21 protein-coding genes are annotated in these 23,617 nt (G+C 71.8%); 3 read left to right on the forward strand and 18 right to left on the reverse strand.

Translation table 11 applies throughout. The features are described 5' to 3' along the window. Positions 1-56 precede the first annotated feature (56 nt). Positions 57-821 (forward strand): IclR family transcriptional regulator, encoded by a 765-nt coding sequence (locus ACTVAJ_RS11670; RefSeq protein ID WP_470388138.1) that lies wholly within the window; start codon positions 57-59, stop codon positions 819-821. Here the strand turns inward: ACTVAJ_RS11670 and ACTVAJ_RS11675 are convergent. After that, positions 813-1,493 carry a hypothetical protein gene (locus ACTVAJ_RS11675; protein WP_470388139.1) on the reverse strand — a complete coding sequence of 227 codons (681 nt, stop codon included), beginning with the start codon at positions 1,491-1,493 and terminating at the stop codon, positions 813-815. The two genes, ACTVAJ_RS11670 and ACTVAJ_RS11675, sit on opposite strands and share 9 nt — an antisense overlap. 126 nt (positions 1,494-1,619) lie before the next feature. Here ACTVAJ_RS11675 and ACTVAJ_RS11680 point away from each other — a divergent pair, with 126 nt between their 5' ends. Then, positions 1,620-1,877: a hypothetical protein gene (locus ACTVAJ_RS11680; protein WP_470388140.1), complete on the forward strand. Its 258-nt coding sequence runs from the start codon at positions 1,620-1,622 to the stop codon at positions 1,875-1,877. 416 nt (positions 1,878-2,293) lie between these two features. On the opposite strand, the gene ACTVAJ_RS11685 is transcribed toward ACTVAJ_RS11680, so the two are convergent. The 10 genes from ACTVAJ_RS11685 to uvrC all read right to left on the reverse strand — a co-directional run bounded on the left by ACTVAJ_RS11685 (position 2,294) and on the right by uvrC (position 12,818). After that, on the reverse strand, positions 2,294-2,665 hold the full coding sequence (locus ACTVAJ_RS11685) for an RNA polymerase-binding protein RbpA (protein WP_357764081.1): 372 nt from the start codon (positions 2,663-2,665) through the stop codon (positions 2,294-2,296). A gap of 80 nt (positions 2,666-2,745) precedes the next feature. Then, positions 2,746-2,979: a preprotein translocase subunit SecG gene (gene secG, locus ACTVAJ_RS11690; protein ID WP_075924865.1), complete on the reverse strand. Its 234-nt coding sequence runs from the start codon at positions 2,977-2,979 to the stop codon at positions 2,746-2,748. Positions 2,980-3,272: 293 nt separating this feature from the next. Beyond that, positions 3,273-4,049 carry a triose-phosphate isomerase gene (gene tpiA / locus ACTVAJ_RS11695; RefSeq protein WP_470388141.1) on the reverse strand — a complete coding sequence of 259 codons (777 nt, stop codon included), beginning with the start codon at positions 4,047-4,049 and terminating at the stop codon, positions 3,273-3,275. Between the two features lie 196 nt (positions 4,050-4,245). After that, positions 4,246-5,430: a phosphoglycerate kinase gene (locus ACTVAJ_RS11700; RefSeq protein ID WP_470388142.1), complete on the reverse strand. Its 1,185-nt coding sequence runs from the start codon at positions 5,428-5,430 to the stop codon at positions 4,246-4,248. Positions 5,431-5,564: 134 nt separating this feature from the next. Continuing rightward, complete coding sequence (gap, locus tag ACTVAJ_RS11705) at positions 5,565-6,569, reverse strand: type I glyceraldehyde-3-phosphate dehydrogenase (RefSeq protein WP_470388143.1); 1,005 nt, start codon at positions 6,567-6,569, stop codon at positions 5,565-5,567. A 344-nt stretch (positions 6,570-6,913) separates the two neighbouring features. Then, positions 6,914-7,894 carry a DNA-binding protein WhiA gene (gene whiA / locus ACTVAJ_RS11710; RefSeq protein WP_470388144.1) on the reverse strand — a complete coding sequence of 327 codons (981 nt, stop codon included), beginning with the start codon at positions 7,892-7,894 and terminating at the stop codon, positions 6,914-6,916. Positions 7,895-8,277: 383 nt separating this feature from the next. Next, on the reverse strand, positions 8,278-8,685 hold the full coding sequence (locus tag ACTVAJ_RS11715) for a DUF488 domain-containing protein (RefSeq protein ID WP_470388145.1): 408 nt from the start codon (positions 8,683-8,685) through the stop codon (positions 8,278-8,280). Between the two features lie 37 nt (positions 8,686-8,722). Next, positions 8,723-9,697 carry a gluconeogenesis factor YvcK family protein gene (locus tag ACTVAJ_RS11720; RefSeq protein WP_470388146.1) on the reverse strand — a complete coding sequence of 325 codons (975 nt, stop codon included), beginning with the start codon at positions 9,695-9,697 and terminating at the stop codon, positions 8,723-8,725. A gap of 209 nt (positions 9,698-9,906) precedes the next feature. After that, entirely contained in the window at positions 9,907-10,791 is an 885-nt protein-coding gene (rapZ, locus tag ACTVAJ_RS11725; protein WP_470388147.1) for an RNase adapter RapZ, read from the reverse strand. Then, the gene (gene uvrC / locus ACTVAJ_RS11730; protein WP_470388148.1) at positions 10,788-12,818 is read right to left on the reverse strand and encodes an excinuclease ABC subunit UvrC; all 2,031 of its coding nucleotides are present in this window, start codon (positions 12,816-12,818) and stop codon (positions 10,788-10,790) included. The genes rapZ and uvrC overlap by 4 nt, the downstream gene beginning before the upstream one ends. Positions 12,819-12,965: 147 nt before the next feature. Here uvrC and ACTVAJ_RS11735 point away from each other — a divergent pair, with 147 nt between their 5' ends. Next, a complete protein-coding gene (locus ACTVAJ_RS11735; RefSeq protein ID WP_470388149.1) occupies positions 12,966-14,108 on the forward strand; it encodes a mechanosensitive ion channel family protein in 1,143 nt (380 codons plus the stop codon). A 171-nt stretch (positions 14,109-14,279) separates the two neighbouring features. On the opposite strand, the gene ACTVAJ_RS11740 is transcribed toward ACTVAJ_RS11735, so the two are convergent. The 7 genes from ACTVAJ_RS11740 to ACTVAJ_RS11770 form a co-directional block, all read right to left on the reverse strand. After that, positions 14,280-14,666, reverse strand: coding sequence for a Rieske (2Fe-2S) protein (locus tag ACTVAJ_RS11740; RefSeq protein WP_470388174.1), 387 nt, complete (start codon positions 14,664-14,666; stop codon positions 14,280-14,282). Positions 14,667-14,810: 144 nt separating this feature from the next. Next, the gene (locus ACTVAJ_RS11745) at positions 14,811-15,425 is read right to left on the reverse strand and encodes an RDD family protein (RefSeq protein WP_470388150.1); all 615 of its coding nucleotides are present in this window, start codon (positions 15,423-15,425) and stop codon (positions 14,811-14,813) included. Positions 15,426-15,459: 34 nt separating this feature from the next. Further along, positions 15,460-18,294 carry an excinuclease ABC subunit UvrA gene (gene uvrA, locus ACTVAJ_RS11750; RefSeq protein WP_470388151.1) on the reverse strand — a complete coding sequence of 945 codons (2,835 nt, stop codon included), beginning with the start codon at positions 18,292-18,294 and terminating at the stop codon, positions 15,460-15,462. 357 nt (positions 18,295-18,651) lie between these two features. After that, on the reverse strand, positions 18,652-19,677 hold the full coding sequence (locus ACTVAJ_RS11755) for a TerC family protein (protein WP_470388152.1): 1,026 nt from the start codon (positions 19,675-19,677) through the stop codon (positions 18,652-18,654). A gap of 316 nt (positions 19,678-19,993) precedes the next feature. Next, positions 19,994-21,082, reverse strand: a complete 1,089-nt coding sequence (locus ACTVAJ_RS11760; protein ID WP_470388153.1) for a glycosyltransferase family 4 protein — start codon at positions 21,080-21,082, stop codon at positions 19,994-19,996. Then, positions 21,079-22,707, reverse strand: coding sequence for a murein biosynthesis integral membrane protein MurJ (gene murJ / locus ACTVAJ_RS11765; RefSeq protein ID WP_470388154.1), 1,629 nt, complete (start codon positions 22,705-22,707; stop codon positions 21,079-21,081). Before murJ ends, ACTVAJ_RS11760 begins: the two co-directional genes overlap by 4 nt. A gap of 10 nt (positions 22,708-22,717) precedes the next feature. Then, positions 22,718-23,545, reverse strand: a complete 828-nt coding sequence (locus ACTVAJ_RS11770) for a hypothetical protein (protein ID WP_470388155.1) — start codon at positions 23,543-23,545, stop codon at positions 22,718-22,720. Between the last annotated feature and the right edge of the window lie 72 nt (positions 23,546-23,617).

A 23,617-nucleotide genomic window follows, 5' to 3' on the forward strand; every position in this document is an offset into this window, starting at 1 on the left:
GCCGTCGTCCCAGCGACCGCACCAGGAGAATGACGGGACGGTGGGACAATCGGGGCATGAGTCTCGTACCGGCGGCCACCCGCGCCCTGCGGCTGCTGCGCTACCTGGCCTCGCGGCCCGGCCCCGTGTCGGCCTCGACCGCCGCCGCCGAGCTCGACCTGCCCCGCTCCAGCGTCTACCAGCTGCTGGAGGCCATGGCGGAGGAGGGCTTCGTGACCCACCTGCCCGAGGAGCGCCGCTGGGGACTGGGCGTGGCCGCGTTCGAGATCGGCTCGGCCTACCTGCGCCACGACGGGCTCGAACGGCTGACCCGGCCGCTGCTGCACCAGCTGACCGAGGCCACGGGAGCCACCGCCCACCTGGGCATCCTGCACGGCGCCGACACCCTGTACCTGCTCAAGGAGCAGCCCCCGCACGCGCCCACGCTCATCACCGGGGTCGGGGTGCGCCTGCCCGCGCACCTGACCGCCTCGGGCCGGGCCATGCTCGCCCTGCTCCCCCGCGCCCAGGTGCGCGCCCTGTACCCCGACGCGGCGGCCTTCACCGACCGCACGGGACGCGGCCCCGCCACACCGTCCGAACTGCGCCGCGTCCTGGCCGAGGAGCTCAGGCAGGGGTGGTCCATCGAGGACGGCCAGGTCACCGAGGGTTTCGTGTCCGTGGCGGCGGCGGCCACCGACCACAACGGCCGGCCCGCGGCCGCGATCAGCCTGACCGTGCCCAGCGCCCGCCCGGTCACCCCCCAGGCGCTCGCCGCGCGGGTGCGCGACGCGGCCGCCGACCTGACCCGGAGGCTGGACGGGCGGCGCGCCTCACCGTAGCGGTTCGCTGCGCAGCACGACCGAGGGCAGCGGCGCCGTGCGCTCGACCATGCGCAGGATCCGCTCCTTGACGTCCTCGGGGACCTGGACGTAGAACTGCGTGGGCGCGTCGGCCTCCTCCAGCCCCAGGCTCTCGGCGGTCTCCGCCCAGCTGGGCAGCTCGGGGTCGGTGCGGTGGGTGTCGAGGACGAACTCGATGAAATAGGTCAGCCTGCGGCCCCCGACGTGCACCTCGCGGATCCGCCGGATCTCCGGCCAGGCGATGAACGTCCCCTCCCCGGGGAACCACCACCGGCGCTCCTGGAGGACGGTCACCCCGTCGCTGTCGGCGCTGATGCCCTGGCGGGTGATGCGCTGCGGCAGCCCGCGCACGACGACGACGTTGCTGCCGGGGCCGACGAAGGCCATCACCACGGCGGCCGTACCCCACAGCACCACCGCACCGATCGGCGGGTCCCCCGACACCAGGGTCCAGACGAGCGAGCCGACCACGACGAGGAAGCCCAGCGTCAGGGCCGCGGAGAAGTACGCCACCGCCATCCACATCCGGGCGTTGGGGCCGCGCAGGCTGACGTAGCGCCGCAGGTGCGACACCCCTGGGGGCGGCTGGGTCAGGTCCGAGGGCACACCCTGGGCCGGTGCGGAGGCGTCGGGAGGTTCGGGGGAAGCCATGACCCCCATTCTCCCAACTCTCCGGGGTACCCGGTGCGCCGGGACCGCACACGCCACGGGCGCACGCGGACCGGAATCCACGCGAAGCCCGGGCGGCGGCGCGACACCCGGACTAGGGTTCGCCCCATGAGACGCAACGCACGCGAGTACGACACCGAACTGCGGGCCAACGGACAGGTCATCTGCCTGGACGGCGTGGCCTACCAGGGACGGACCGTCCTGCGGGAGGGGCCCGACCAGTTCGCACCGTTGGAGCGCTGGGCCAAGGGGGTGGCCGAGACCCTGGGCGAACCGGTGACCTGGCGTGCCCTGGACCGTGGGGAGCTGGCCGCACGGGGCACGGTGCAGCCCGGACCGGGATCTCAGAACCTGCGCGCGCTCTGAGCTCCGCACTTGGCGCACTGGAACTTGCGGTCGTCACCGAGAATCCAGTCGTGCTCGCCGCCGGTCGGACATGCTGACATCGACACCATCTCCTCAGGAGGGGCTGTTGGGGATGCGTGGCGATCACTGTAATTCCCAGTAACCACACGAGTCCCGGGAATGAGAAAGTCCAACCATCCTTCACATCCACGCTGGACGATGCCATTCCACGATGGAAACGTCGGCACGAAGGGTGATCACCACGTCATTCCGCGCCACCGCAGCCGCCGCCTCCGACACAGACGCGCCCGCCTCCGAACACCGCGAGGGGCCCGTCGCGACGGCGACGGGCCCCTCGGGCAGGGTCACGGCTGGGGTGACCTCACGGGACCACCGTCCGGACGCCCGACGAGAACGGGGACCGGAGCGGGAACGGCCTAGTTCTGGGAGGCCCTCATGTGGGCCTCGACCGCGGCGCGGTCGGCACGCAGCTTGGCGAGCGCCTCGTCGAGGATGAGCTTGCCCTCCTCCTCGCTACGCCGCTCCTTGACGTAGGCCAGGTGGGTCTTGTAGGGCTCGGTGCGCGGCGGCGAGGGCGGGTTGGCCTTGTCCTTGCCCGCGGGGAAACCGCAGCGTGGGCAGTCCCACTCGTCGGGGACGGCTGCCTCGCTCGCGAAGCTGGGCACGACCTCGTGCAGGTTCGCACAGTAGAACGGAACCCGGACCCGCGGGGCTGCCTCGCCGCGCTCCGCCTCGCCCATCGGGCCGGCTCCGACTCGGCTGCCACGGATGGCACTGCCACTACCCACGAAAAACTCCTTCGGCGAACGCGCTCACCGGTGACTCAGGCGAGCGTGACTGTGGACGGGGGAAGCCTCTGGGGCGCCTGTTAGGCCCGGCCGTACAGGATGCCGAGGACGACGACGGAAAGGATCCACACGATGCCGACGGCCACCGTCATGCGGTCGAGGTTGCGTTCGACCACCGACGAACCGCCGAGCGAGGACGTGACCCCGCCGCCGAACATGTCGGACAGACCGCCGCCCTTACCCTTGTGCAGCAGCACCAGGAAGATCAGCAGCACACTGAGAACCATCACGAAGATGGACAGACCGAGAGTCACACGCTCACCCGTAGCTCGACCCCGAAGCGGGGGGATGGACACCACGGCCCCCGTTTCCCACCCGTACCGGCGACGGCGCCGCGGCACCTGGCCGACCGGTCGGATCATGGAAGGAGGAGACCGGGACGATTTCGGATTTTACCGTGCCGCCGGCGGCACGGGTGGGGACTTGCGCGATACACGCAGATCCCCTCAGCGAAGTCTAGCCCGACGGGAGCCCCCGTCGGACACCCCGTCCACCGAACCTGGACGAAACGACACGGTGGACGGGGTGGACGCGAGACGTCCGGCGCCTACTGGTCGCCGTAACGAATCACCTTGACGAACTCGTCGGCCTTCAGGCAGGCACCGCCGACCAGGGCGCCGTCCACGTCGGTCTGGGCCATGATGCCCGGGGCGTTGTCGCCCTTGACGGAGCCGCCGTAGAGCACGCGCACCGCGTCCGCGACCTCCTGGGAGTACAGCTCGGCCAGGCGCACGCGGATGGCCGCGCACACCTCCTGGGCGTCCTCGGGGGTGGCCACCTCCCCGGTACCGATCGCCCACACCGGCTCGTAGGCCACCACGATCCTGGCGGCCTGCTCCGCGGTGACCTCCTTGAGCGCACCGTCCAACTGGGCCAGGACGTGCTCGACCTGACGGCCCTCCCTGCGGACCTCCAGGCCCTCGCCCACACAGAGCAGCGGGACGATGTCGTTCTTGAAGGCGGCCTTGACCTTGGTGTTGACCAGGGCGTCGTCCTCGTGGTGGTACTCACGGCGCTCGGAGTGGCCGACCAGCACGTAGGAGCACTCCAGCTTGGCGAGCATCGCGCCGGACACCTCCCCAGTGTAGGCGCCCTTGTCGTGGGCGGAGATGTCCTGGGCGCCGAAGCCGATCCGCAGCTTGTCCCCGTCCACGAGCGTCTGCACGCTGCGCAGGTCGGTGAACGGCGGCAGGACCACGACCTCGACCCTGTCGTAGTCCTTGTCCTTCAGGGCGAAGGCCAGCTTCTGGACGAGGGCGATGGCCTCCAGGTGGTTGTTGTTCATCTTCCAGTTGCCCGCGATGAGCGGCAGGCGCTGGGACATGTCGTCACTTCCCGTCTAGGCTGTGCTTGTTCTGGTCCTCCGCTTGGCTTCGGACCGTGTTCGGGCGCCCGGAGGGGCAGGGGTGCTCCGTCCTCGTCCTCGCCCGGGGCTCGACTCGTCGTGCGGCCCCCTGCCGACTCCCGAACGGCAACCCCCGGGGCACGGGCCCGTACCGGGGGCCACCGGAGGAGGACGCTCAGGCGAGGGCGTCGATACCGGGCAGGTCCTTGCCCTCCAGGTACTCCAGGCTGGCACCGCCGCCGGTGGAGATGTGTCCGAAGGCCGACTCCTCGAAGCCCAGCGCGCGCACCGCAGCGGCCGAGTCGCCGCCGCCGACCACGGTGAAGGCGTCGGAGTCGATCAGCGCCTGGGCCAGCGCGCGGGTGCCGCCCGCGTACGGCTCCATCTCGAACACGCCCATGGGGCCGTTCCAGAACACCGTGCGGGTGTCGGCGATCTTCTGCGCGAACAGCGCCTGGCTCCTGGGACCGATGTCCAGACCCATCCGGTCGGCCGGGATCGCGTCCACGTCCACCGCCGCGTGGGGGGCGTCGGCGGCGAACTTCTCCGCGGCCACGACGTCCACCGGAAGGACGATCTCCACGCCCTCGCGCTCGGCGCGCTCCAGGTATCCGCGCACGGTGTCGAGCTGGTCGGCCTCCAGCAGGCTGGAGCCCACCTCGTAGCCCTTGGCCTTGAGGAAGGTGAACACCATGCCGCCGCCGATGAGCAGGCGGTCGGCGGTACCGAGGAGGTTGTCGATGACGCCGAGCTTGTCGGAGACCTTGGAGCCGCCGAGCGCCACGGCGTAGGGGCGCGCCGGGTCGGCGGTCAGCTTGCGCAGGACCTCCACCTCGGTCAGCACGAGGCCGCCGACGGCGTGCGGAAGCTTGCCGGGCAGGTCGAAGACGCTGGCGTGCCTGCGGTGCACGGCGCCGAAGGCGTCGCCGACGTACAGGTCCGCCAGCTGGGCGAAGCGGTCCGCGAGCTCCCCGCGCTCGGCGTCGTCCTTGCTGGTCTCGCCGGGCTCGAAGCGCACGTTCTCCAGCAGGGCGACCTGGCCGTCGGCCAGCGCCGCGCAGGTGGCCCGGGCCGAGTCACCGGCGGTGTCGGCGGCGAAGGCCACCTCCGTACCGAGCAGCTCACCGAGCCGGACGGCGACGGGGCGGAGGGAGAAGCGCGGGTCCGGGGCGCCCTTGGGGCGGCCCAGGTGTGCGGCGACGATGACGCGCGCGCCGCGCTCGCGCAGCTTCTCGATGGTGGGCAGGGCCGCCCGGATACGGCCGTCGTCGGTGATCCGCTCGCCGTCCAGGGGCACGTTGAGATCGGCCCGGACGAACACGCGCTTGCCGGAGACGTCGAGGTCGTCGATCGTCCGCATGCTGGTCTCCTCGGTGGTCGGGTCAGCCCGGGCGTCGCACCGGGCGGGGATCGGGTGGGTGCTCAGGCAGCGGCACCCCCTCGCGGTGGCGAAGGGGTGCCGCGGGGCGAGGGCGCGAGCCCCGTGCCCGGTGGTTACAGGTTGGAACCGACCAGCTTGGCCAGGTCGACCAGGCGGTTGGAGTAGCCCCACTCGTTGTCGTACCAGCCGACGACCTTGACCTGGTTGCCGAACGCCATGGTCAGGCTGGAGTCGAAGGTGCAGGAGGGCGAGGTGCCGACGATGTCGGAGGAGACGATCGGGTCCTCGGTGTAGACCAGGACGTCCTTGAGCGGACCCTCGGCGGCGGCCTTGAACGCGGCGTTGACCTCGTCCTTGGTGACCTCGCGGTCCAGAGTGACGACCAGGTCGGTCACGGAGCCGTCCGGCACGGGGACGCGCATGGCCATGCCGTCCAGCTTGCCCTGCAGCTCGGGGATGACCAGGGCGGTGGCCTTGGCGGCACCGGTCGTGGTCGGGATGATGTTCTGCGCGGCGGCGCGGGCGCGACGCAGGTCCGAGTGCGGGAAGTCCAGGATGACCTGGTCGTTGGTGTAGGCGTGCACCGTGGTCATCAGGCCCTGCTGGATGCCGAAGGCGTCCATGAGCACCTTGGCCATCGGCGCCACGCAGTTGGTGGTGCACGAGGCGTTGGAGATGACGTTGTGCTGGGCGGCGTCGTACTTGTCGTCGTTGACGCCCATGACGACGGTGATGTCCTCGCCCTTGGCCGGGGCGGAGATGATGACCTTCTTGGCGCCGGCGCTGATGTGCTTGCTGGCGTCCTCGGCCTTGGTGAAGCGGCCGGTGGACTCGATGACCACGTCCACGTTCAGGTCGGACCAGGGCAGCTGGGCCGGGTCGCGCTCGGCCAGGACCTTGATGGTCTTGTCGCCGACGCGGATGACGTCCTCGCCGACCTCGATGTCACCGTCGAGGGTGCCGAGCACCGTGTCGTACTTGAGCAGGTGCGCGAGCGTCTTGACGTCGGTGAGGTCGTTGACCGCGACGATTTCGATGTCGCTGCCGCCAGCGGCGACCGCGCGCCAGAAATTGCGGCCGATCCGACCGAAGCCGTTGACGCCTACACGGATGGTCACGGAACCAATCTCCTCATATGTCGCACATCATTTCCACCCGGGCATTCGTCCTCACCCACGGCGTCCGCCCCGGTTGGAGGCCCGGAGCAACCGCATTGAACAGGGTTAACACGCGCCAGGTGTTGTCAGAGAGCCTAGCGGAGCGCCGACGGCCCACAGCGACGGGCCCTTGGTTCGCCGCCCCGGCAGCCCTCGTGGATTCGCGACCATACTGACACCGACCGACGAAGAGGTCTATACCATTGTTGGAAGTTATCCGAGGGTTTCCGCAGTTAACAAAGCCGAACATCCGGCAGGCCGCGGACGAACTCGCGTTCACACCGTCGTCACACCGCGCCGGCCGCTCACGGGACGAGCATGTCCGGAGTGAGGTTCGCCTCGGTCCCCTCGATGCCCAGATCGCTGGCCCGCTTGTCGGCCATGGCGAGCAGCCTGCGGATACGCCCGGCGATGGCGTCCTTGGTCAGCGGCGGAGCCGACAGCTGGCCCAACTCCTCCAGGGACGCCTGCTTGTGCGCCAGGCGCAGCTTCCCCGCGGCCACCAGGTGCTCGGGGGCGTCCTCCCCCAGGATCTCCAGGGCCCGCTCCACACGGGCACCCGCCGCCACCGCCGCACGGGCGCTGCGGCGCAGGTTGGCGTCGTCGAAGTTGGCGAGCCGGTTGGCGGTGGCCCGCACCTCACGACGCATCCGGCGCTCCTCCCAGGCCAACACGCTCTGGTGGGCGCCCAGCAGCGTCAGCAGGGCACCGATGGAGTCACCGTCGCGCACCACGACGCGGTCCACACCGCGCACCTCGCGCGCCTTGGCGTGCACCTTGAGCCGGCGCGCCGCCCCCACCAGCGCCAGTGCCGCCTCCGGCCCGGGGCAGGTCACCTCCAGCGACATCGACCGCCCCGGTTCGGTCAGCGACCCGTGCGCGATGAACGCGCCCCGCCAGGCCGACTCGGCGTCGCAGGCCCCGCCGGCGACCACGTGCCGGGGCAATCCGCGCACCGGACGGCCGTTGTTGTCCACCAGCCCGGTCTGGCGTGCCAGGGACTCACCGTCCTTGATCACCCGGACCACGTACCGGTTGCCCTTGCGCAGACCGCTCGGGGACAGAACGACCACCTCGGACTCGTGCCCGAAGACCTCGGAGATGTCCTTGCGCAGACGACGCGCCGCGGCACCCGTGTCGAGTTCGGCCTCGATCACGATCCGCCCTCCCACCAGGTGCAGCCCCCCGGTGAACCGCAGGATGGTGGACACCTCCGCCTTGCGGCAGCATGGCTTGAGAATGGCCAGACGGCTCAACTCATCCTTCACCACGCCGGTCATCGCCATCGCCGCGATCCTCCCCCTCGAACTACTGGCCCGTCCCGGTGACGCGCACCGGGCACCGGTGTGCACCGACGCGGCCCCGCCACGCTCGGTTTCCTTCGAGGCAGACTACTTGACCGCTCCCCGCCCCGAGGGGAGGGGATTCACCGGCGAGTCCACTTCCCATCACGAAATATATGGGGATTCCCGGCCCAGACCGCCCGAACGTCCCGCGGACACCCGGGTCCTGGGACCTCGGCACCGGACGGGCCCGGGGGCGCCGGGTCCCGCGCGCGGCGCGGGAGCGGGTGCGGGTGCCCTCGGCCCCCGGCAGGCCGTGCCCGCCCCGGAGGCGAGCCGCCCCACACCCCGGTCACGGACCCGCCGCGTTTGGTGCCGGTACGCGGTCAACCGCCCCCGGCCTCCTCCGACAACCGCTCCTCCAGATGGTCGCGCAGGACGAGCGCGTGGTTGTGCGCCGTGTCCCGGGCCGCGTACAGGAGGGTGACCGGACCGCGCCGCGCCGCCGCCAGCACCGGCGCCAGCGCCTCCGGACGGGCCTCCAGCTCGGCGCGGTAGCGTTCGGCGAAACCGGGGAACCGCTCGGGATCGTGGCCGAACCACGATCTGAGCTCGGAGCTGGGCGCCGCCTCACGCAACCACTCGACGCCCTCCAGGGAGGCCCGGGACACACCGCGCGGCCACAACCGGTCCACGAGGAAGAGCCGACCCCGGGGCGGCCGCGTCCGCCCCGGACCCTCACGCGCGCGCACCACGTCGTACACCCGCTCCACGTGGACACCGTGACCAGCCATGCCGCGGATCTTCCCCGACCGCGCCCCGCTCACGCGTTCAGTCGGCGAGGATCCGTTCGAAGGCCGTCGCCAGGTGCTCGGGGTCATGGCGGGGCGAACCGTCGTCACGGCCCAGGTCGTCCAGCTCCAGACGGCCGCCGAGCCCCCGCACCACCCTCTCCAGCGGCTCGATCTCCTCCACCGTGCCCCGGTCGGCCAGCACCACGTCCACCCCGAGTTTGGGGGCGTGCTCGTGCAGGACCTCCAGGTAGGTCTCGGGCCGGAAACCGTCGGTCTCGCCCCGCTGCGGCGACAGGTTGAGCGCCACCACGCGCCGCGCACGGGTGGTGACCAGGGCGTGTGCCAGGTCGGGGACCAGCAGGTGCGGCAGGACACTCGTGAACCACGACCCGGGGCCGAAGACCACCCAGTCGGCCTCGCGCACCGCCTTGACCGCCTGAGGGCTGGCGGGCGGGGACTCCGGGATCAGGGAGATCGACCGCACCCGGCCGTCGGTGCTCGCACAGGCCACCTGACCGCGCACCGTCGTCAGCGCCTCGGGCCGGTCGGGGTCGATCCCGGCGACCTCGGCCGCGATGTCCAGCGGCACCGACGACATCGGCAGCACGCGACCGTGCGCACCCAACAGCTGACCCACCCAGTCCAGGCCCGCCACCGAGTCCCCCAGCAGCTCCCACAGGGCGACGATGAGCAGGTTCCCGACGGCGTGACCGTGCAGTTCACCCTCGGAGCGGAACCGGTGCTGGATCACCTGGCTCCAGGTGTGCCCCCACTCGTCGTCACCGCACAGCGCGGCCAGCGCCATCCGCAGGTCCCCGGGGGGCAGCACACCCAGCTCGCGGCGGAGCCGACCGCTGGACCCGCCGTCGTCGGCGACGGTGACGATCGCGGTGACGTCGGTGGTCACCCGGCGCAGCGCCGAGAGGGACGCGTGCAGGCCGTGCCCGCCGCCCAGGGCGACCACCCGGGGTGGGCGGCTCCCGTCACCGTACGGCACCGTGCTGTTCGACATGATGGCTGTGGCCTGCCCCTCGTCCCGTGTACGGCTGGCGTCCGCGACCGCTCCGCCGGGTACGGCGGACAGGCGGTCGATCCGCGCCCAGGACCGCCGGGTACCGGTCGGGAGACCGGTACCGGCGGTGACCGGGCCAATCTAAGCGAAGACACCGCACTTGGCGATTCCGCCCACTGCGCGCACGGGGGCGGGACGACGCCCGAGGATCACTCTCGGCCCACGTCCCGGTGGACGACGTGCACGTCGACGCCCTGGGCGCGGAGCCGGTCGCCGAACTGCTCGGCCATGGCGACACTGCGGTGCTTACCGCCCGTGCAGCCGACCGCGAGGGTCATGTAGTGCTTGCCCTCGCGCTGGTAGCCCTCGATGGTCAGCTTGAGCACCTCGGCGTAGGCCTCCAGCATCTCCTTGGCCCCGTCCTGGGACAGGACGTAGTCACGCACCGGCGCGTCCCGGCCGTTCATCGGCCGCAGGTCGGGCACCCAGTGCGGATTGGGCAGGAAACGGCAGTCCAGGACCAGGTCGGCGTCGACCGGCAGACCGTGCTTGAAGCCGAACGAGACCACGTTGGCCCGGACGCGGCCCTCGCCGTCCTCACCGAAGAACCCGAGCACGCGCGCCTTGAGCTGGTGCACGTTGAGCTGGGAGGTGTCGATGACCAGATCGGCCTCCCCCCGGATCGCCCGCAGGGTCTCACGCTCACGGGTGATGCCGTCGGTCAGCAGGCCGTCGCCCTGGAGGGGGTGGCGGCGGCGCACCCCCTCGAAGCGGCGGACCAGGGCGTCGTCGCCCGCCTCCAGGAACAGCACGCGCGCGGTCATGTCGCGCTTGCGCAGCTCCTCGACGGTGGACAGCAGGTCCTCGGTGAAGGCCAGCGACCGCACGTCCACGACCACCGCGACCCGGGGAACCGCGCCGTGGGTGCGGCCGGCCAGTTCGATCATGGTCGGCAGCAGCCCGGGGGGCAGGTTGTCCACCACGAACCAGCCCAGGTCCTCCAGCGCCCTGGCCGCCGTACTCCGTCCCGCCCCGGACATACCGGTGACGATGACCACCTCCGGTGGCAGCTCGCCACCCAGTTCGACCGTCATGTGTCTCCTCCCCCGTCGGTGCCTTGCTGTGCTGGTGCCCCGTCGTCGTTGCGGCCCGGACCGGCGGTCCCGCCGGACAGGTGGGCGTGGACGGCCTCGGCCAGTTTGGGGCCGATGCCCGGGACCGCCGCGATCTCCTCCGCCGTGGCCGAGGCCAGGCGCCTGACCGACCCGAACTCCTTGATCAGCGCCGACCTGCGGGTCGGGCCCAGGCCCGGCAGGTCGTCCAGTCTGCTGCCCGTGAGCGCCTTGGCGCGCCGCTGGCGGTGGTAGGCGATGGCGAAGCGGTGCGCCTCGTCGCGCACCCGCTGGAGCATGTACAGGCCCTCGCTCGTGCGGGGCAGGATCACCGGGTCCTCGTCGTCGGGCAGCCACACCTCCTCCAGGCGCTTGGCCAGACCGCACACGGCGACGTCCTCGATCCCGAGTTCGTCCAACGCCCGACGCGCCGCCTCGGCCTGCGGTCGGGCCCCGTCGACCACCACCAGGTTAGGGGGGTAGGCGAACCTGCCGGGAGCGGGCACGTCCCCGGCGGAGCGGTCACCGGGGTCACCGGTCTCCCCCATCCGGGCGACCTCACCGGCGCGGGCGCTCTCCTCAAGGTAGCGGGTGAACCTGCGCCTGATCACCTCGTACATGGCGGCGACGTCGTGCTGTTCGGCACCGCCCGCCCCGGATCCGCGGATACCGAACCGGCGGTATTCGGACTTGCGGGCCAGACCGTCCTCGAACACCACCATGGACGCCACCACGTGCTCGCCCTGGAGGTTGGAGATGTCGTAGCACTCGATCCGCAGCGGCGCCTCGGGCAGGTCCAGGGCCTCCTGGATCTCGTTGAGGGCCCGGCTGCGGGTGCTCAGGTCGCCGGCGCGGTGGGTCTTGTGGCGGGCCAGCGCCTCGCGGGCGTTCTTGGCCACGGTCTCCATGAGGTCCTTCTTGTCACCGCGCCGGGGCACGCGCACGGTGACGGCCGAGCCCCGGCGCTCCGCGAGCCAGGAGGCGACGGCGGAGGCGTCCACGGGAGCGTCGGAGACCAGGACCTCGCGCGGGACCGGGCCCGCCGTCTCGGCCTCGCCGTCCGCGGCCTCCCCGGCGTCGCCGTAGAGCTGGCCGAGGAACGTCTCCATCAGTTCGGCGGGACCGGCGTCGGTGACCTTGTCGACCACGTACCCCCGGCGCCCCCGGATCCGTCCGCCGCGCACGTGGAAGATCTGCACGGCCGCCTCCAACTGGTCGTCGGCCATCGCGATGACGTCGCAGTCGGTGGAGTCGGGCAGCACCACGGCCTGCTTCTCCAGGGCGGCGCGCAGGGCCTCGATGTCGTCGCGGATGCGGGCGGCGCGCTCGTACTCCATCTCCTGGGCCGCCTCGCCCATCCGCGCCTCCAGTTCGCGGATGAACCGCCCGGTGTCCCCGGCCAGGAAGGAGCAGAGGTCGTCCACCAGCGCCCGGTGCTCCTCGGGGGTGGCCCTGCCCACGCACGGGGCCACGCACTTGCCGATGTAGCCGAGCAGGCAGGGGCGGCCGCTGTTGCGCGCGCCCCGGAAGACCCCCGCCGAGCAGGTCCGCACCGGAAAGACCCGGAGCAGCAGGTCGACGGTCTCCCGGATGGCCCAGGCGTGGGAGTAGGGACCGAAGTAGCGCACGCCCTTCCGCTTGGCGCCCCGCATCACCTGGACGCGGGGGATCTCCTCGTTCAGGGTGACCGCGAGGTAGGGGTAGCTCTTGTCGTCGCGGTACTTGACGTTGAAGCGGGGGTCGTACTGCTTGATCCAGGAGTACTCCAGCTGGAGTGCCTCCACCTCGGTGCCCACGACCGTCCAGTCGACGTCGGCCGCGGTGGAGACCATCTGCTGGGTGCGCGGGTGCAGCCCGGCGAAGTCACGGAAGTACGAGGACAGGCGCGAGCGCAGGTTCTTGGCCTTGCCGACGTAGATGACCTGCCCCGAGGCGTCACGGAACCGGTAGACACCGGGGTCGCGCGGGATCGATCCGGGGGCGGGGCGCAGGTGAGGAGTCGCAGCCATACCCCCATTCTGGTCGGTACGAAGGACATCCGGCCACTCGCGCCGCCCACGTCACACCGGTCAAACGTCACGAGTGGATATCAGGATGCTCTAGGTTGGGCGGGTATCGACGAACTTCCCAACCTGGACGATGAGGGGGCCTCCACCGTGTCAGCTGGCCAATGGATCGCGATCGGTGTCGCCGTCGCGATCGCCCTGCTGCTGGTCTTCGTGGTCCACTGGCTGCTCAACCACCAGCTGGGCCGGATCTGGCCGCACGCCCGATTCCTGGTGGCGCGCTCGGCCTTCACCGCCTACGCCGCCGCCGCGGTCGTGGGCGCCAACCTGGCGCTGCCGACACCCAGCGACGTCGGATGGAGCACGTACCGGACCATCGAGCACGCGATGGTCATCCTCATGATCGCGTCGCTGACCGGTCTGGGAATAAGTCTGGCCTACGCCGCGACGGACATGATCCTGGCCCGCCTGTCGAACTCCAACGGCGACGCCGACCGCCGCGCCCGGCGCATCCAGACCCAGGTGCGGCTGCTGCGCCGGGTGGTCACCTCGATCATCGTGGTCCTGGCGATCTCCGCGATCCTGTTCACCTTCGACGAGGTGCGCGCGCTCGGCGCCGGTCTGCTGGCCTCCGCGGGCATCATCGGTATCGTCGCCGGTGTGGCCGCCCAGTCCACCCTGGCCAACCTGTTCGCCGGCCTCCAGCTGGCCTTCAGCGACTCCCTGCGCATCGGCGACGTCGTCGTCATCGAGGGCGAGTGGGGCCGGGTGGAGGAACTGACCCTGGTCAACGTCACGGTGAAGATCTGGGACGAGCGCCGCCTGGTGGTTCCGGTCGCCAACTTCACCACCATGGTCTTCGAGAACTGGACGAAGCAGGGCACGCAGATCATGGCGAAGGTGATGCTGCCGCTGGACTGGGAGGTCCCGGTCGAGGCCCTGCGCGAGGAGGCGGGCCGCCTCATCACCGCCAGCAAGCACTGGGACGGCCGCAGCTGGTCCTGCCAGGTCGTGGACATCCTCGACGACGGCCTGGTGGTGGTCCGGGTGGTCGCCACCGCCGCCGACACCGGCGACCAGTGGAACATCGCGTGCGAGATCCGCGAGCACCTGGCCGCCTGGCTGGTCGAGCACTACCCCGAGTCCCTGCCCCGAAAGCGCACCGAGTTCGTCACCGGCGGGGACGACGCCGACTACGCGGCCCGGTTCCCCACCTCGGCCTTCCGCCGTCCGGGGAGCGCCCGCAGGGCCGAGAGGGCCCTGGTGGAGCACAAAGAGGCCGAGGAGAGCTGATCCGAGCGCCGCGGGGCCCGGAACACGTCCGTGTTCCGGGCCCCGCGGCGCTGCCGGGCACCGCTCGTCGCGCGCCCCGGGCTGTGTTCTCTGGGTCCTTGGCTTGGCTGCGGACCGTGTCCGGGCACCCGAACGACAACCCCCGCCGGTGACCGTCGCCAGGAACGGGCCCTAGTCGAGGATGATGTCGGTGCCCTCGACGGTGACGGTGAACGGCTCCAGCGGCTCGGTGGCCGGGCCCACGACCGCCTCCCCGGTGACCAGGTCGAACTGGCTTCCGTGGCACAGGCAGCCGATGACCTCGGTGACCTCCTGGACCGTGCAGCCGCCGTGCGTGCACGCCGCGCTGAAGGCGCGGTAGTCGCCCTCCTCGGGCTGGGTGACGACGAGCTTGCTGTCACTGAAGACCGCGCCACCGCCCACCGGGACGTCCGTGGTCTGTCCGACCACATGGCCGCGCCGCACGTCCTGCGGCTTGGGCGGCTCACCGCAGGCCGCGGCACCGGCCGTGACGGCCGCGGCCGCCCCCGCCGTCCCGAGCAGGCGGCGCCTGCTCATCCCGCACCCGCACGTTCTCTGACCGGACACGACCGAACGCTCCTCATCTGCACCGCTACGTTCAACACTACAAACTGTAGTAGGTGCTGGGGGCGGTCCCGACCAGGGGTGGCCCCACGCCCTCCGACACCCGCCGGGCGGGGGTCAGCTCACGTCGAGCACCACGGTTCCGGCGATCTTGTCGTGGATCCCCTGCTGGTTGGGCCGGTCCCAGGCGGCCATCCCCCCGGTGAGGAGGGCCAGGGGCATGACCGCCGTCCACCACAGCGCCCCGGGCAGGGCGAACAGCAGGACGGGCAGACCGAACAGGGCGGCCCGGACGGTCAGGGCCGCGAGGGGCACCGGGCCGAGGCGGCCCGCAGCGGCCGCCGGCGCCACCTTGACCCCCGCCAACCGCTTGCCGAGGGTCTGCTGCCAACGGGCCACCGCCAGGGTCTCGTAGCCGGTGTAGAGCACGAAGAACGTGACGACCAGGAAGTACCCGTAGCTCCGCGGACCGCTGCCGGACCCGCCCAGGAGGTTGAGCACCCCCAACCAGACCAGGGCAAGGACCAGGGCCACCAGCAGGGCGGGCAGCGCCACCGCCACCATGTCGACGGCGCGGGCCAGAACCCGCGACCACCAGGACGCCAGCGGGTACCGTCGCTCCCCCGGGTCCGAGGGCCCGGAGGCCTGGTGCCCCGGGCCTCCCGGGACTCCCCGGTACGGGTACCCCTCCCGGGGCGCTCTCCAGTGGGGGTCCGGGGGTGGCTGGTTCATACGGTGTCCGACCTCCTGGGCGGTTCGCCGGTGTTCAGAGCATCTTGGCCAGGAACTGACCGGTGTAGGACTCGGCGACCGCGGCGACCTCCTCGGGGGTGCCCTGGGCCACCACCCGGCCGCCGCCGGAGCCGCCCTCGGGGCCCATGTCGATGACGTGGTCCGCGGTCTTGATGACGTCGAGGTTGTGCTCGATGACGATCACCGTGTTACCGGTGTCGGTCAACCGGTTGAGCACCCCCAGCAGCTTACGGATGTCCTCGAAGTGCAGGCCCGTGGTGGGCTCGTCCAGAACGTACACCGTCCGGCCGGTGGAGCGCCGCTGGAGCTCGGCGGCGAGCTTGACCCGCTGGGCCTCACCGCCGGACAGGGTCGTGGCGGGCTGGCCCAGACGCACGTACCCCAGCCCCACGTCGGTGAGGGTCTGCAGGTGCCGGCGGATGGCGTTGATCGGCTCGAAGAACTCCAGGGCCTCGGCGATGGGCATGTCGAGCACCTCGGAGATGTTCTTGCCCTTGTACCGCACCTGGAGGGTCTCCCGGTTGTACCGGGCACCGTGGCACACCTCGCACGGCACGTAGACGTCGGGCAGGAACTGCATCTCGATCTTGAGCGTGCCGTCACCCGAGCACGCCTCGCACCGGCCGCCCTTGACGTTGAAGGAGAACCGGCCCGGCTGGTAGCCGCGCGTCTTGGCGTCGGTCGTCTGCGCGAAGAGCTTGCGGATGTGGTCGAAGACCCCGGAGTAGGTGGCCGGGTTGGAGCGCGGGGTACGGCCGATCGGGCTCTGGTCGACGTGGACGACCTTGTCGACCTTGCCGGTGCCGTTGACCCGCAGGTGGCGCCCGGGGACATCGCGCGCTCCGTTGAGCTCCTTGGCCAGGGCCTTGTACAGGATCTCGTTGACCAGCGTGGACTTGCCCGACCCGGACACACCCGTGACCGCGGTGAACACACCCAGGGGGAAGGTGACGTCGATCCCGTCGAGGTTGTTCTCACGCGCCCCGCGCACGACGAGCTCGTGCCCCCTGCCGAGGGGGCGGCGCGACTCGGGCAGCGCGATGGCGCGGCGCCCGGCCAGGTAGTCGCCGGTCATCGAGTCCGAGGCGGTGAGCAGCTCGTCCACGATGCCCGACACCACGACGTGGCCGCCGTGCTCGCCCGCGCCCGGGCCGATGTCCACGACCCAGTCGGCGGCGCGGATGGTGTCCTCGTCGTGCTCGACGACGATCAGCGTGTTGCCGATGTCGCGCAGCCGCTGCAGGGTCTCCAGCAGCCGCGCGTTGTCACGCTGGTGCAGGCCGATGGACGGCTCGTCCAGGACGTAGAGCACGCCGACCAGGCCCGATCCGATCTGGGTGGCCAGGCGGATGCGCTGGGCCTCACCGCCGGAGAGCGACCCGGCCGAGCGGGCCAGGGAGAGGTAGTCCAGACCGACGTCCAGCAGGAAGCCCAGGCGGGCGTTGATCTCCTTGAGCACCTGGGCGGCGATGACCATGTCCCGGTCCGACAGCCTGAGGTCGGCGAGGAAGGCGGCGCTCTGGCTCAGCGACATCTGCGCGACCTCGGCGATGGACCTCCCGCCGACCGTCACGGCCAGCACCACCGGCTTGAGGCGGGTTCCCTCACAGGTGGGGCAGGGGACCGTGCGCATGTAGCCCTCGAGCCGCTCACGGCCCCAGTCGCTCTCGGTCTCGGAGTGGCGCCGCTTGACCCAGGGGATGACGCCCTCGAACTCGGTGTAGTAGGAGCGGCTGCGCCCGTACCGGTTGCGGTAGGTCACGTGGACCTGGGTGTCGTGGCCCTCCAGGATGGCCTTGCGCACGCGGCGGGGCAGGCGCTCCCACGGGGTGTCCAGGTCGAAGCCGACGGCCTCGCCCAGGGCCGTGAGGATGCGGTCCCAGTACCCGGAGTTGGTGCCGCCCGTCCACGGGGAGATCGCCCCCTCGGCCAGGGTCTTCTCCGGGTCCGGCACGAGCAGGTCGGCGTCGACCTCCATCCGGGTGCCCAGGCCCGAGCAGTCCGGGCAGGCGCCGTAGGGGGCGTTGAAGGAGAACGAGCGCGGTTCGAGCTGTTCGAAGGACAGGTCGTCGTAGGGGCAGTACAGGTGCTCGGAGAAGACCTTCTCCCGCTCGGGGTCGTCCTCGGACAGGTCGACGAAGTCCAGGACGATGGTCCCGCCCGCGAGCTTGAGCGCGGTCTCCACCGAATCGGTGAGGCGGCCCCGGGCGGAGGCCTTGACGCTCAGGCGGTCCACGACGACGGCGATGTCGTGCTTGTCGTAGCGGCCGAGCTTGGGCGGCTCGTCCAGCCGCACGGCGGCGCCGTCGACGACGGCACGCGTGAAGCCCTTGCTCTGGAGGTCCTTGAAGAGCTCGACGTACTCGCCCTTGCGTCCGCGCACGACCGGGGCGAGCACCTGGAAGCGGGTGCCCTCGGTCATCTCCAGAACCCGGTCCACGATCTGCTGCGGGGTCTGCCGGGCGATCTCGCGGCGGCACTCGGGGCAGTGCGGCACGCCCACGCGCGCCCACAGCAGACGCAGGTAGTCGTACACCTCGGTGATGGTGCCGACGGTGGACCTGGGGTTGCGGCTGGTGGACTTCTGGTCGATGGACACCGCGGGCGAGAGCCCCTCGATGAAGTCGACGTCCGGTTTGTCCATCTGCCCCAGGAACTGGCGGGCGTAGGCCGACAGGGACTCGACGTAGCGCCGCTGCCCCTCGGCGAAGATCGTGTCGAAGGCCAGGGAGGACTTACCTGACCCGGACAGACCGGTGAACACGATCATGGAGTCGCGTGGCAGGTCGAGCGAGACGTCCTTGAGGTTGTGCTCGCGTGCTCCCCGGACTACCAGTTGTTCGACCATCGAGTGAGACATCCTTCGGCTTGGGCGCACAGGACGTGGACCTCGTCGCGCGACGTCGGCTGACCCGTGTGTGGACTTCGCGGTCCGGTGAACGGTCAATCGGCCGCCCCGGCCCGGGAACCGGGCTCGAAAGGGGGTGGGGAGGAGGACGCGGGGCCCGCGGTCCCTCCCGTCCGACAAGACTAACGACCACCGGTGGCGGTTTCTTCCACCTCGAGGAAGTGGTGGTGCCCGAACGGCTCAGCGTCGGACACCACCACTATAGACGAACAGGCGTTCGAATTCGGTTGTTTTCGAGAACCGGTCGTGTCCGACTCCCCCGGGAGGGGCAGACGGCGCCGCCCTCCCCGGCCGGGCTCAGGAACGGTCGGCCGTGGTGTCCCCCTCCGCCGCCGCCTCGACGGCGGAGTGCCGGCGCGCGTCGACGCGGGACTTGACCAGGCTGGCGACGATGGTGACCGCCATGAGGCCGATGATCACGGTCAACGAGGCGCCGATACCGATCTCCGGAGCGTGCACACCGTTCTCGTGCAGCGCGTGCAGGATCATCTTCACGCCGATGAAGACCATGATCGCGGACAGGCCCCAGCTGATGTAGACGAGCTTGTCCATGAGACCGGCCAGCAGGAAGTACAGCTGGCGCAGCCCCAGCAGCGCGAAGGCGTTGGCGGTGAAGACGATGTAGGCGTCCTGGGTGAGGCCGAAGATGGCCGGGATGGAGTCGACGGCGAAGACCAGGTCGACGACACCGATGGCGACGATGACCAGCAGCATCGGGGTCACGTGCCGCTTGCCGTCGAGCTTCACGGTCATGTGCGCGCCGTGGTAGTCGTCGGTGACCGGCCAGAACCGCTTGACCAGGCGCACCGCCGGGTTCTGGGTGAAGTCCTTCTCCTCCTCGTCGGCCTTCAGGTGGTCCCGGACGATCTTGTAACCGGTGTAGATGAGGAAGGCGCCGAAGAGGTAGAAGACCTCGCTCCAGGCGTTGATCACCTGCGCGCCGAGGATGATGAAGAAGCCGCGCATGACGAGCGCGATGACGATGCCGATGAGCAGGACCTCGTGCTGGTACTTCCTGGGCACCGCGAAGGCGCCCATGAGGAGGTAGAACACGAAGAGGTTGTCGACGCTCAGGCTCTTCTCGGTGATGAACCCGGCGAAGTACTCGGCGCCCGCGGTCGAACCGCCGAAGTACATCAGGCCGAAGCCGAACAGGATGGCCACACCCACGTAGAAGGCCGCCCACCAGGCGGCCTGGCGGACCCCGAACTCCTTGGGCCCGCTCTTCTTGCTCCAGGGGTGGTCGACGATGGCCAGGTCGATCGCCAGGACGGCGACCATGCCCAGGATGGTGACGGCCCATACCCACAGGGGAACGCTCACGGTCGGAAACTCCTCCGGTCGGTGCGCGCGGGAGCACTGCGCGCACGTCGAACTACCGGAGGTCTCTCCCGCTCGCCCGACGCCGGCGCGAACCGACGGAACCGGGAACACGACACTGTGCTCCGTGATGACGGCTCCGCCGCGACAGGGATACTCCCCTCACGTGAAATACAAGGGTACCGGGGCACACCTCATGACATGGGTGCACAACCCGACCCCTACCCAGCATGTCATCAAACACCCACGGACGGAAGCCGGTGGCGGGGTGGCGTTCACCATGCTCCGCGCCGGCGCCCCCCGGACCCCGCCGGCGGCATCAGACCCTGCGCCGCGCGACCGCCGCGTACAGCCCGTCGGCCGCCGCCACCGCGTCCTCCTCCGTGGGCAGGTCCCGGGCCGCCGCACGCGCGCGGGCGCGCAACGCCCCGGCCACCTCGGGTTCGTCCAACACCCGCCCGACCGCCGAGGCCAGGGCACACGGATCCTCCGGCGGCACCATGAGCACCGTCCCCGTGTACAGGTCCGGGATACCGCCCACACGCGTGGCCACGACCGGAAGCCCCGCCCGAAGCGCCTCCATGATCACCAGAGACGGCCCCTCCCACCGACTGGGCAGGCAGAACACGTCCGCCGCCGCCAGCAGGTCGGCCACGTCCGACCGGTGGCCGAGCATGCGCACGTCCGCCTTCAACTCGGCGGCCGTGTCGTGCAGCTCCCCCCACAACGGGCCGTCCCCCGCGATCGCCACCACCGGCTCGGGCCGCCGCTCGGCGATCGACGGCGCCGCCGCCAACAGCGTGTCCAACCCCTTCTGCTCGGCCAACCGACCGACGGTGAGCAGCAGCGGCCGCTCGGGGCGCACCGCCAGGTCGGCCCGCGTGGCCTCACGACCGTTCAGCGGCTCCCCGACCGGGGGCGCGGCCACCACCGCCATCCGGGCCTCACGCGCCCCGGCCGCACGCAACCGACGCACCAGATCGCCCGAGACCCCCAACACCACCTCCGCCCGCCGCGCCACGATCCGCTCCAGCACGGGGTAGGCCGAGGTCAGCGGCCCGGTCACCGACGGCGGCGCGTTGTGCGCCGTCACCACCAGCGGCGAGGCCCCCGCCAACGCGCACAGCGCCCCCGCCCGCATCCCGTGGGCGTGCACCACGTCCGCACCCGCGGCCAGGGCACCCAACCTCAGGACGGCCCCGGGATCGCCCAGCGACGGGGCGGCACCGATCGGGACCGGCGCGAACCGGATCCCCGCCGAGCTGAATCCGAACGCCCGGTCCGCCGAGACCGGCCCGAACACCGCCACCCGGTGTCCGCGCCCGCGCAACCCCTCGGCCAGCGACCGCACGTGCCGCCCGACCCCTCCGGTGCTGGTCCCCACGACCAGCGCGATCCTGCGGTTCACCGCTTCGCCCTCCTGCCCTCTCGTACGCTCCTGGCACGGGTGGCCACCGCCCGCGGCGCGGACGGGTCCACCAGCGCGGCCACGGCCGCGAACACCACCAGCCCGACCGATCCGGCCGCCACGGCCGAACCCGCCGCCCACCACACGTCGGCCACGGGCAGCACCGCCGCGACCGTACGGCCCGCGGACCACCCCGCGACACCACCCGCCAGGGACGCGACCACCGACCTGCCGACCCCGGCCAGCGCCCCGCGCCCGTGCGCGCGCACCGAAACCGCGCACAGCAGGACCGCCGCCAGGGTGAGCCCCACCGTGACCGACGCGCCCTGCGCCGCGATCGTCCACTCCGGGGGCACCGCCCACACCAGGACGACCGCGCCCGCCATCACCACCACCCACCCGGTCACCTGGGCGGCGGCCGCCGGGCGGCCGTGGTGGGAGGCGTACAGTGCCCGGCTGAGCAGCGCGACCAGCCCGAACCCCACCACACCCGGAGCGTAGGCGAGCAGCGCCCGCTCCAGGGCCAGCGGGTCCTCCCGCGCGAAGACCGCCGCGACCGGGACGGCGGCCGCGGCCAGTGCGGTGCCCGCACCCGCCGTGGCCACGACCGCGGCCCGGGCGGAACCGGAGACCAGAGCGCCGAAACCCCGGTGGTCGCGGTCGGCGTGCGCCACCGCCAGGGCCGTGAAGGCGCTGGTGGCCACGGGGACCGCGATCACCCCGTAGGGGAGTGTGAACAGGGCCCAGGCGTAGGTGTGCAGCACGGCCGCACCCGCACCGCCGCCGTGGTTGGCCAACGCCACGAACAGCAGCAGGCACACCTGCATGGCCACGAGGGGCACGAGGGAGGCGGCGGCCAGCGCCCGGACGCGCTCCCCCACCCCGGGCGGGAACGTCAGCCGCGGCCGGGGGCGCACACGCAGCCGCGCCATGGGGCCGAGCACGGTGAGGAACAGCGCCGCCACCCCCGCGGTCGTCCCCAGCGACAGCGTGAGCTCGGCGGCCGCGGACAGCTCCCCCACATCCCACCGGTCTCCGGCCCCCAGGGGGACGAAGGCCAGGTAGCAGCCGATCACCACGAGGCTCGACACGAGCGGGGCCAGGGCGGGCGCGAGGAACCGCCGGTGGGCCTGGAGGACCCCGTACAGGACCGCGGCCAGGCCGTAGAGGACGATCTGGGGGGCGAACACGACGAGCATGCGCGCGGCCAGGGCGGCCAGGTCGCCGCGGTCGCAGCCGGCCGCCGGACCCAGCATGAGCGCGGTCGCGGGGGCCGCCGCGGCGGCGAGCAGCGCGGACAGGGGAACGGCCAGCAGCAGGACCCAGGTGATCAGCGCGGAGACGGTGTGGCGCACCCGCTCCCGGTCGCCCCGCTCCACGGAGGCCGCCAGGACGGGCACGACCATCGCCGTGAGCGCTCCGCCGATGACGATCTCGAACAGGACCGCGGGCAACTGGTTAGCCGTGACGTAGGCGGTGCCCAGGCAGGTGTCGCCGACCGTCCGGGCGAACACCACCGTCCGCCCGAAACCCGCCAGGCGCGCCCCGACGGTGGCCAGCGCGATGACCGCCGCCGCCGTGCCGACACCGCGCGTCACCTCACGGCCGAGGGCGGCACGAGGCACCGCGACCCCCTCACACGCACCTGCCCCACCGGTCGAGGCGGCGCAGGGCGGGCACCCGGTCGATGACCCGGGAGAAACTCGTGCGCTCACTGGCCAGGGTCAGGGCGACGGCCCCGCCGAGCAGCACCAGTCGCACGGGTCTGGGCGCGCGGGCCGCGGCCGCCACCCCCAGGGCCGCCCCGAGCGCGTTGGCTCCCGCGTCTCCGAGCATGGAGCGCTCGGCCAGGTCGTCGGGGAGCAGCGCGACCGACGCCCCCACCACCGGCCCGACCAGGGGCGCGGCCGGGGAGGCCAGCGCCGGGGCCGCGGCCAGGAGGGCGAGCTTGGCCGCGCGCCCCGGACGCAGGTCGAACAGGTTGACCAGGTTGGCGCTGGCGGCGATGAGCGCACCGTCCAGGAGGGTGTCGGCCGCCGGTCGGCGCAGCAGGGCGGCGGCGGCGATCCCCGTGGCACCGATACCGGCCATCTTGACCAGACCGGTGGTGACCCGCCCCCGGGCCAGCGCCCCCAGGTGACCGCGCAGCCCGCGCGCGGCGGGTGAACCGGACAGGTCGTCGTAGGCGCCGAACGCGGCGGCCCCGGCGGCGGCCAGGGCGCAGGAGGCGCGCACGCGCGGTGTCAGCCCCGGGGTGACCAGGCTGGCGGCGCACACCCCCGAGGCGAGCGCGGGCCCCTGCTGGAGGGTCACGGACCGGCCGCGGAAGTTGGTGCGCTGCCACGGGTCCGGCGTGGCCGGGGCGGCAGCGGCCTCCGGCCGTGCCGCGGACTCCTCGTGCCCGGGCCGGGCACGGGGCGGACGGGGCCGAGTGAGCAGCGCGTAGGCGGCACGAGCGGCCACGGCACCCGCGGCGGCACCGACCAGCCCCTGGGCGAGGGCACGCCCCGCCGACGGAAGGACTGCCGGAGACCG

It is taken from the genome of Nocardiopsis sp. KDC1DS13DA1 (assembly GCF_055632325.1).

Coding starts and splice junctions, on each gene's coding strand:
- uvrC (WP_470388148.1), bottom strand. CDS start 12,818: ATGGCTGCGACTCCTCACCTGCGCCCCGCCCCCGGATCGATCCCGCGC.
- ACTVAJ_RS11700 (WP_470388142.1), bottom strand. CDS start 5,430: ATGCGGACGATCGACGACCTCGACGTCTCCGGCAAGCGCGTGTTCGTC.
- tpiA (WP_470388141.1), bottom strand. CDS start 4,049: ATGTCCCAGCGCCTGCCGCTCATCGCGGGCAACTGGAAGATGAACAAC.
- ACTVAJ_RS11670 (WP_470388138.1), top strand. CDS start 57: ATGAGTCTCGTACCGGCGGCCACCCGCGCCCTGCGGCTGCTGCGCTAC.
- ACTVAJ_RS11715 (WP_470388145.1), bottom strand. CDS start 8,685: ATGGCTGGTCACGGTGTCCACGTGGAGCGGGTGTACGACGTGGTGCGC.
- rapZ (WP_470388147.1), bottom strand. CDS start 10,791: ATGACGGTCGAACTGGGTGGCGAGCTGCCACCGGAGGTGGTCATCGTC.
- ACTVAJ_RS11680 (WP_470388140.1), top strand. CDS start 1,620: ATGAGACGCAACGCACGCGAGTACGACACCGAACTGCGGGCCAACGGA.
- whiA (WP_470388144.1), bottom strand. CDS start 7,894: ATGGCGATGACCGGCGTGGTGAAGGATGAGTTGAGCCGTCTGGCCATT.
- uvrA (WP_470388151.1), bottom strand. CDS start 18,294: ATGGTCGAACAACTGGTAGTCCGGGGAGCACGCGAGCACAACCTCAAG.
- ACTVAJ_RS11745 (WP_470388150.1), bottom strand. CDS start 15,425: ATGAACCAGCCACCCCCGGACCCCCACTGGAGAGCGCCCCGGGAGGGG.
- ACTVAJ_RS11740 (WP_470388174.1), bottom strand. CDS start 14,666: ATGAGCAGGCGCCGCCTGCTCGGGACGGCGGGGGCGGCCGCGGCCGTC.
- ACTVAJ_RS11720 (WP_470388146.1), bottom strand. CDS start 9,697: ATGTCGAACAGCACGGTGCCGTACGGTGACGGGAGCCGCCCACCCCGG.
- ACTVAJ_RS11675 (WP_470388139.1), bottom strand. CDS start 1,493: ATGGCTTCCCCCGAACCTCCCGACGCCTCCGCACCGGCCCAGGGTGTG.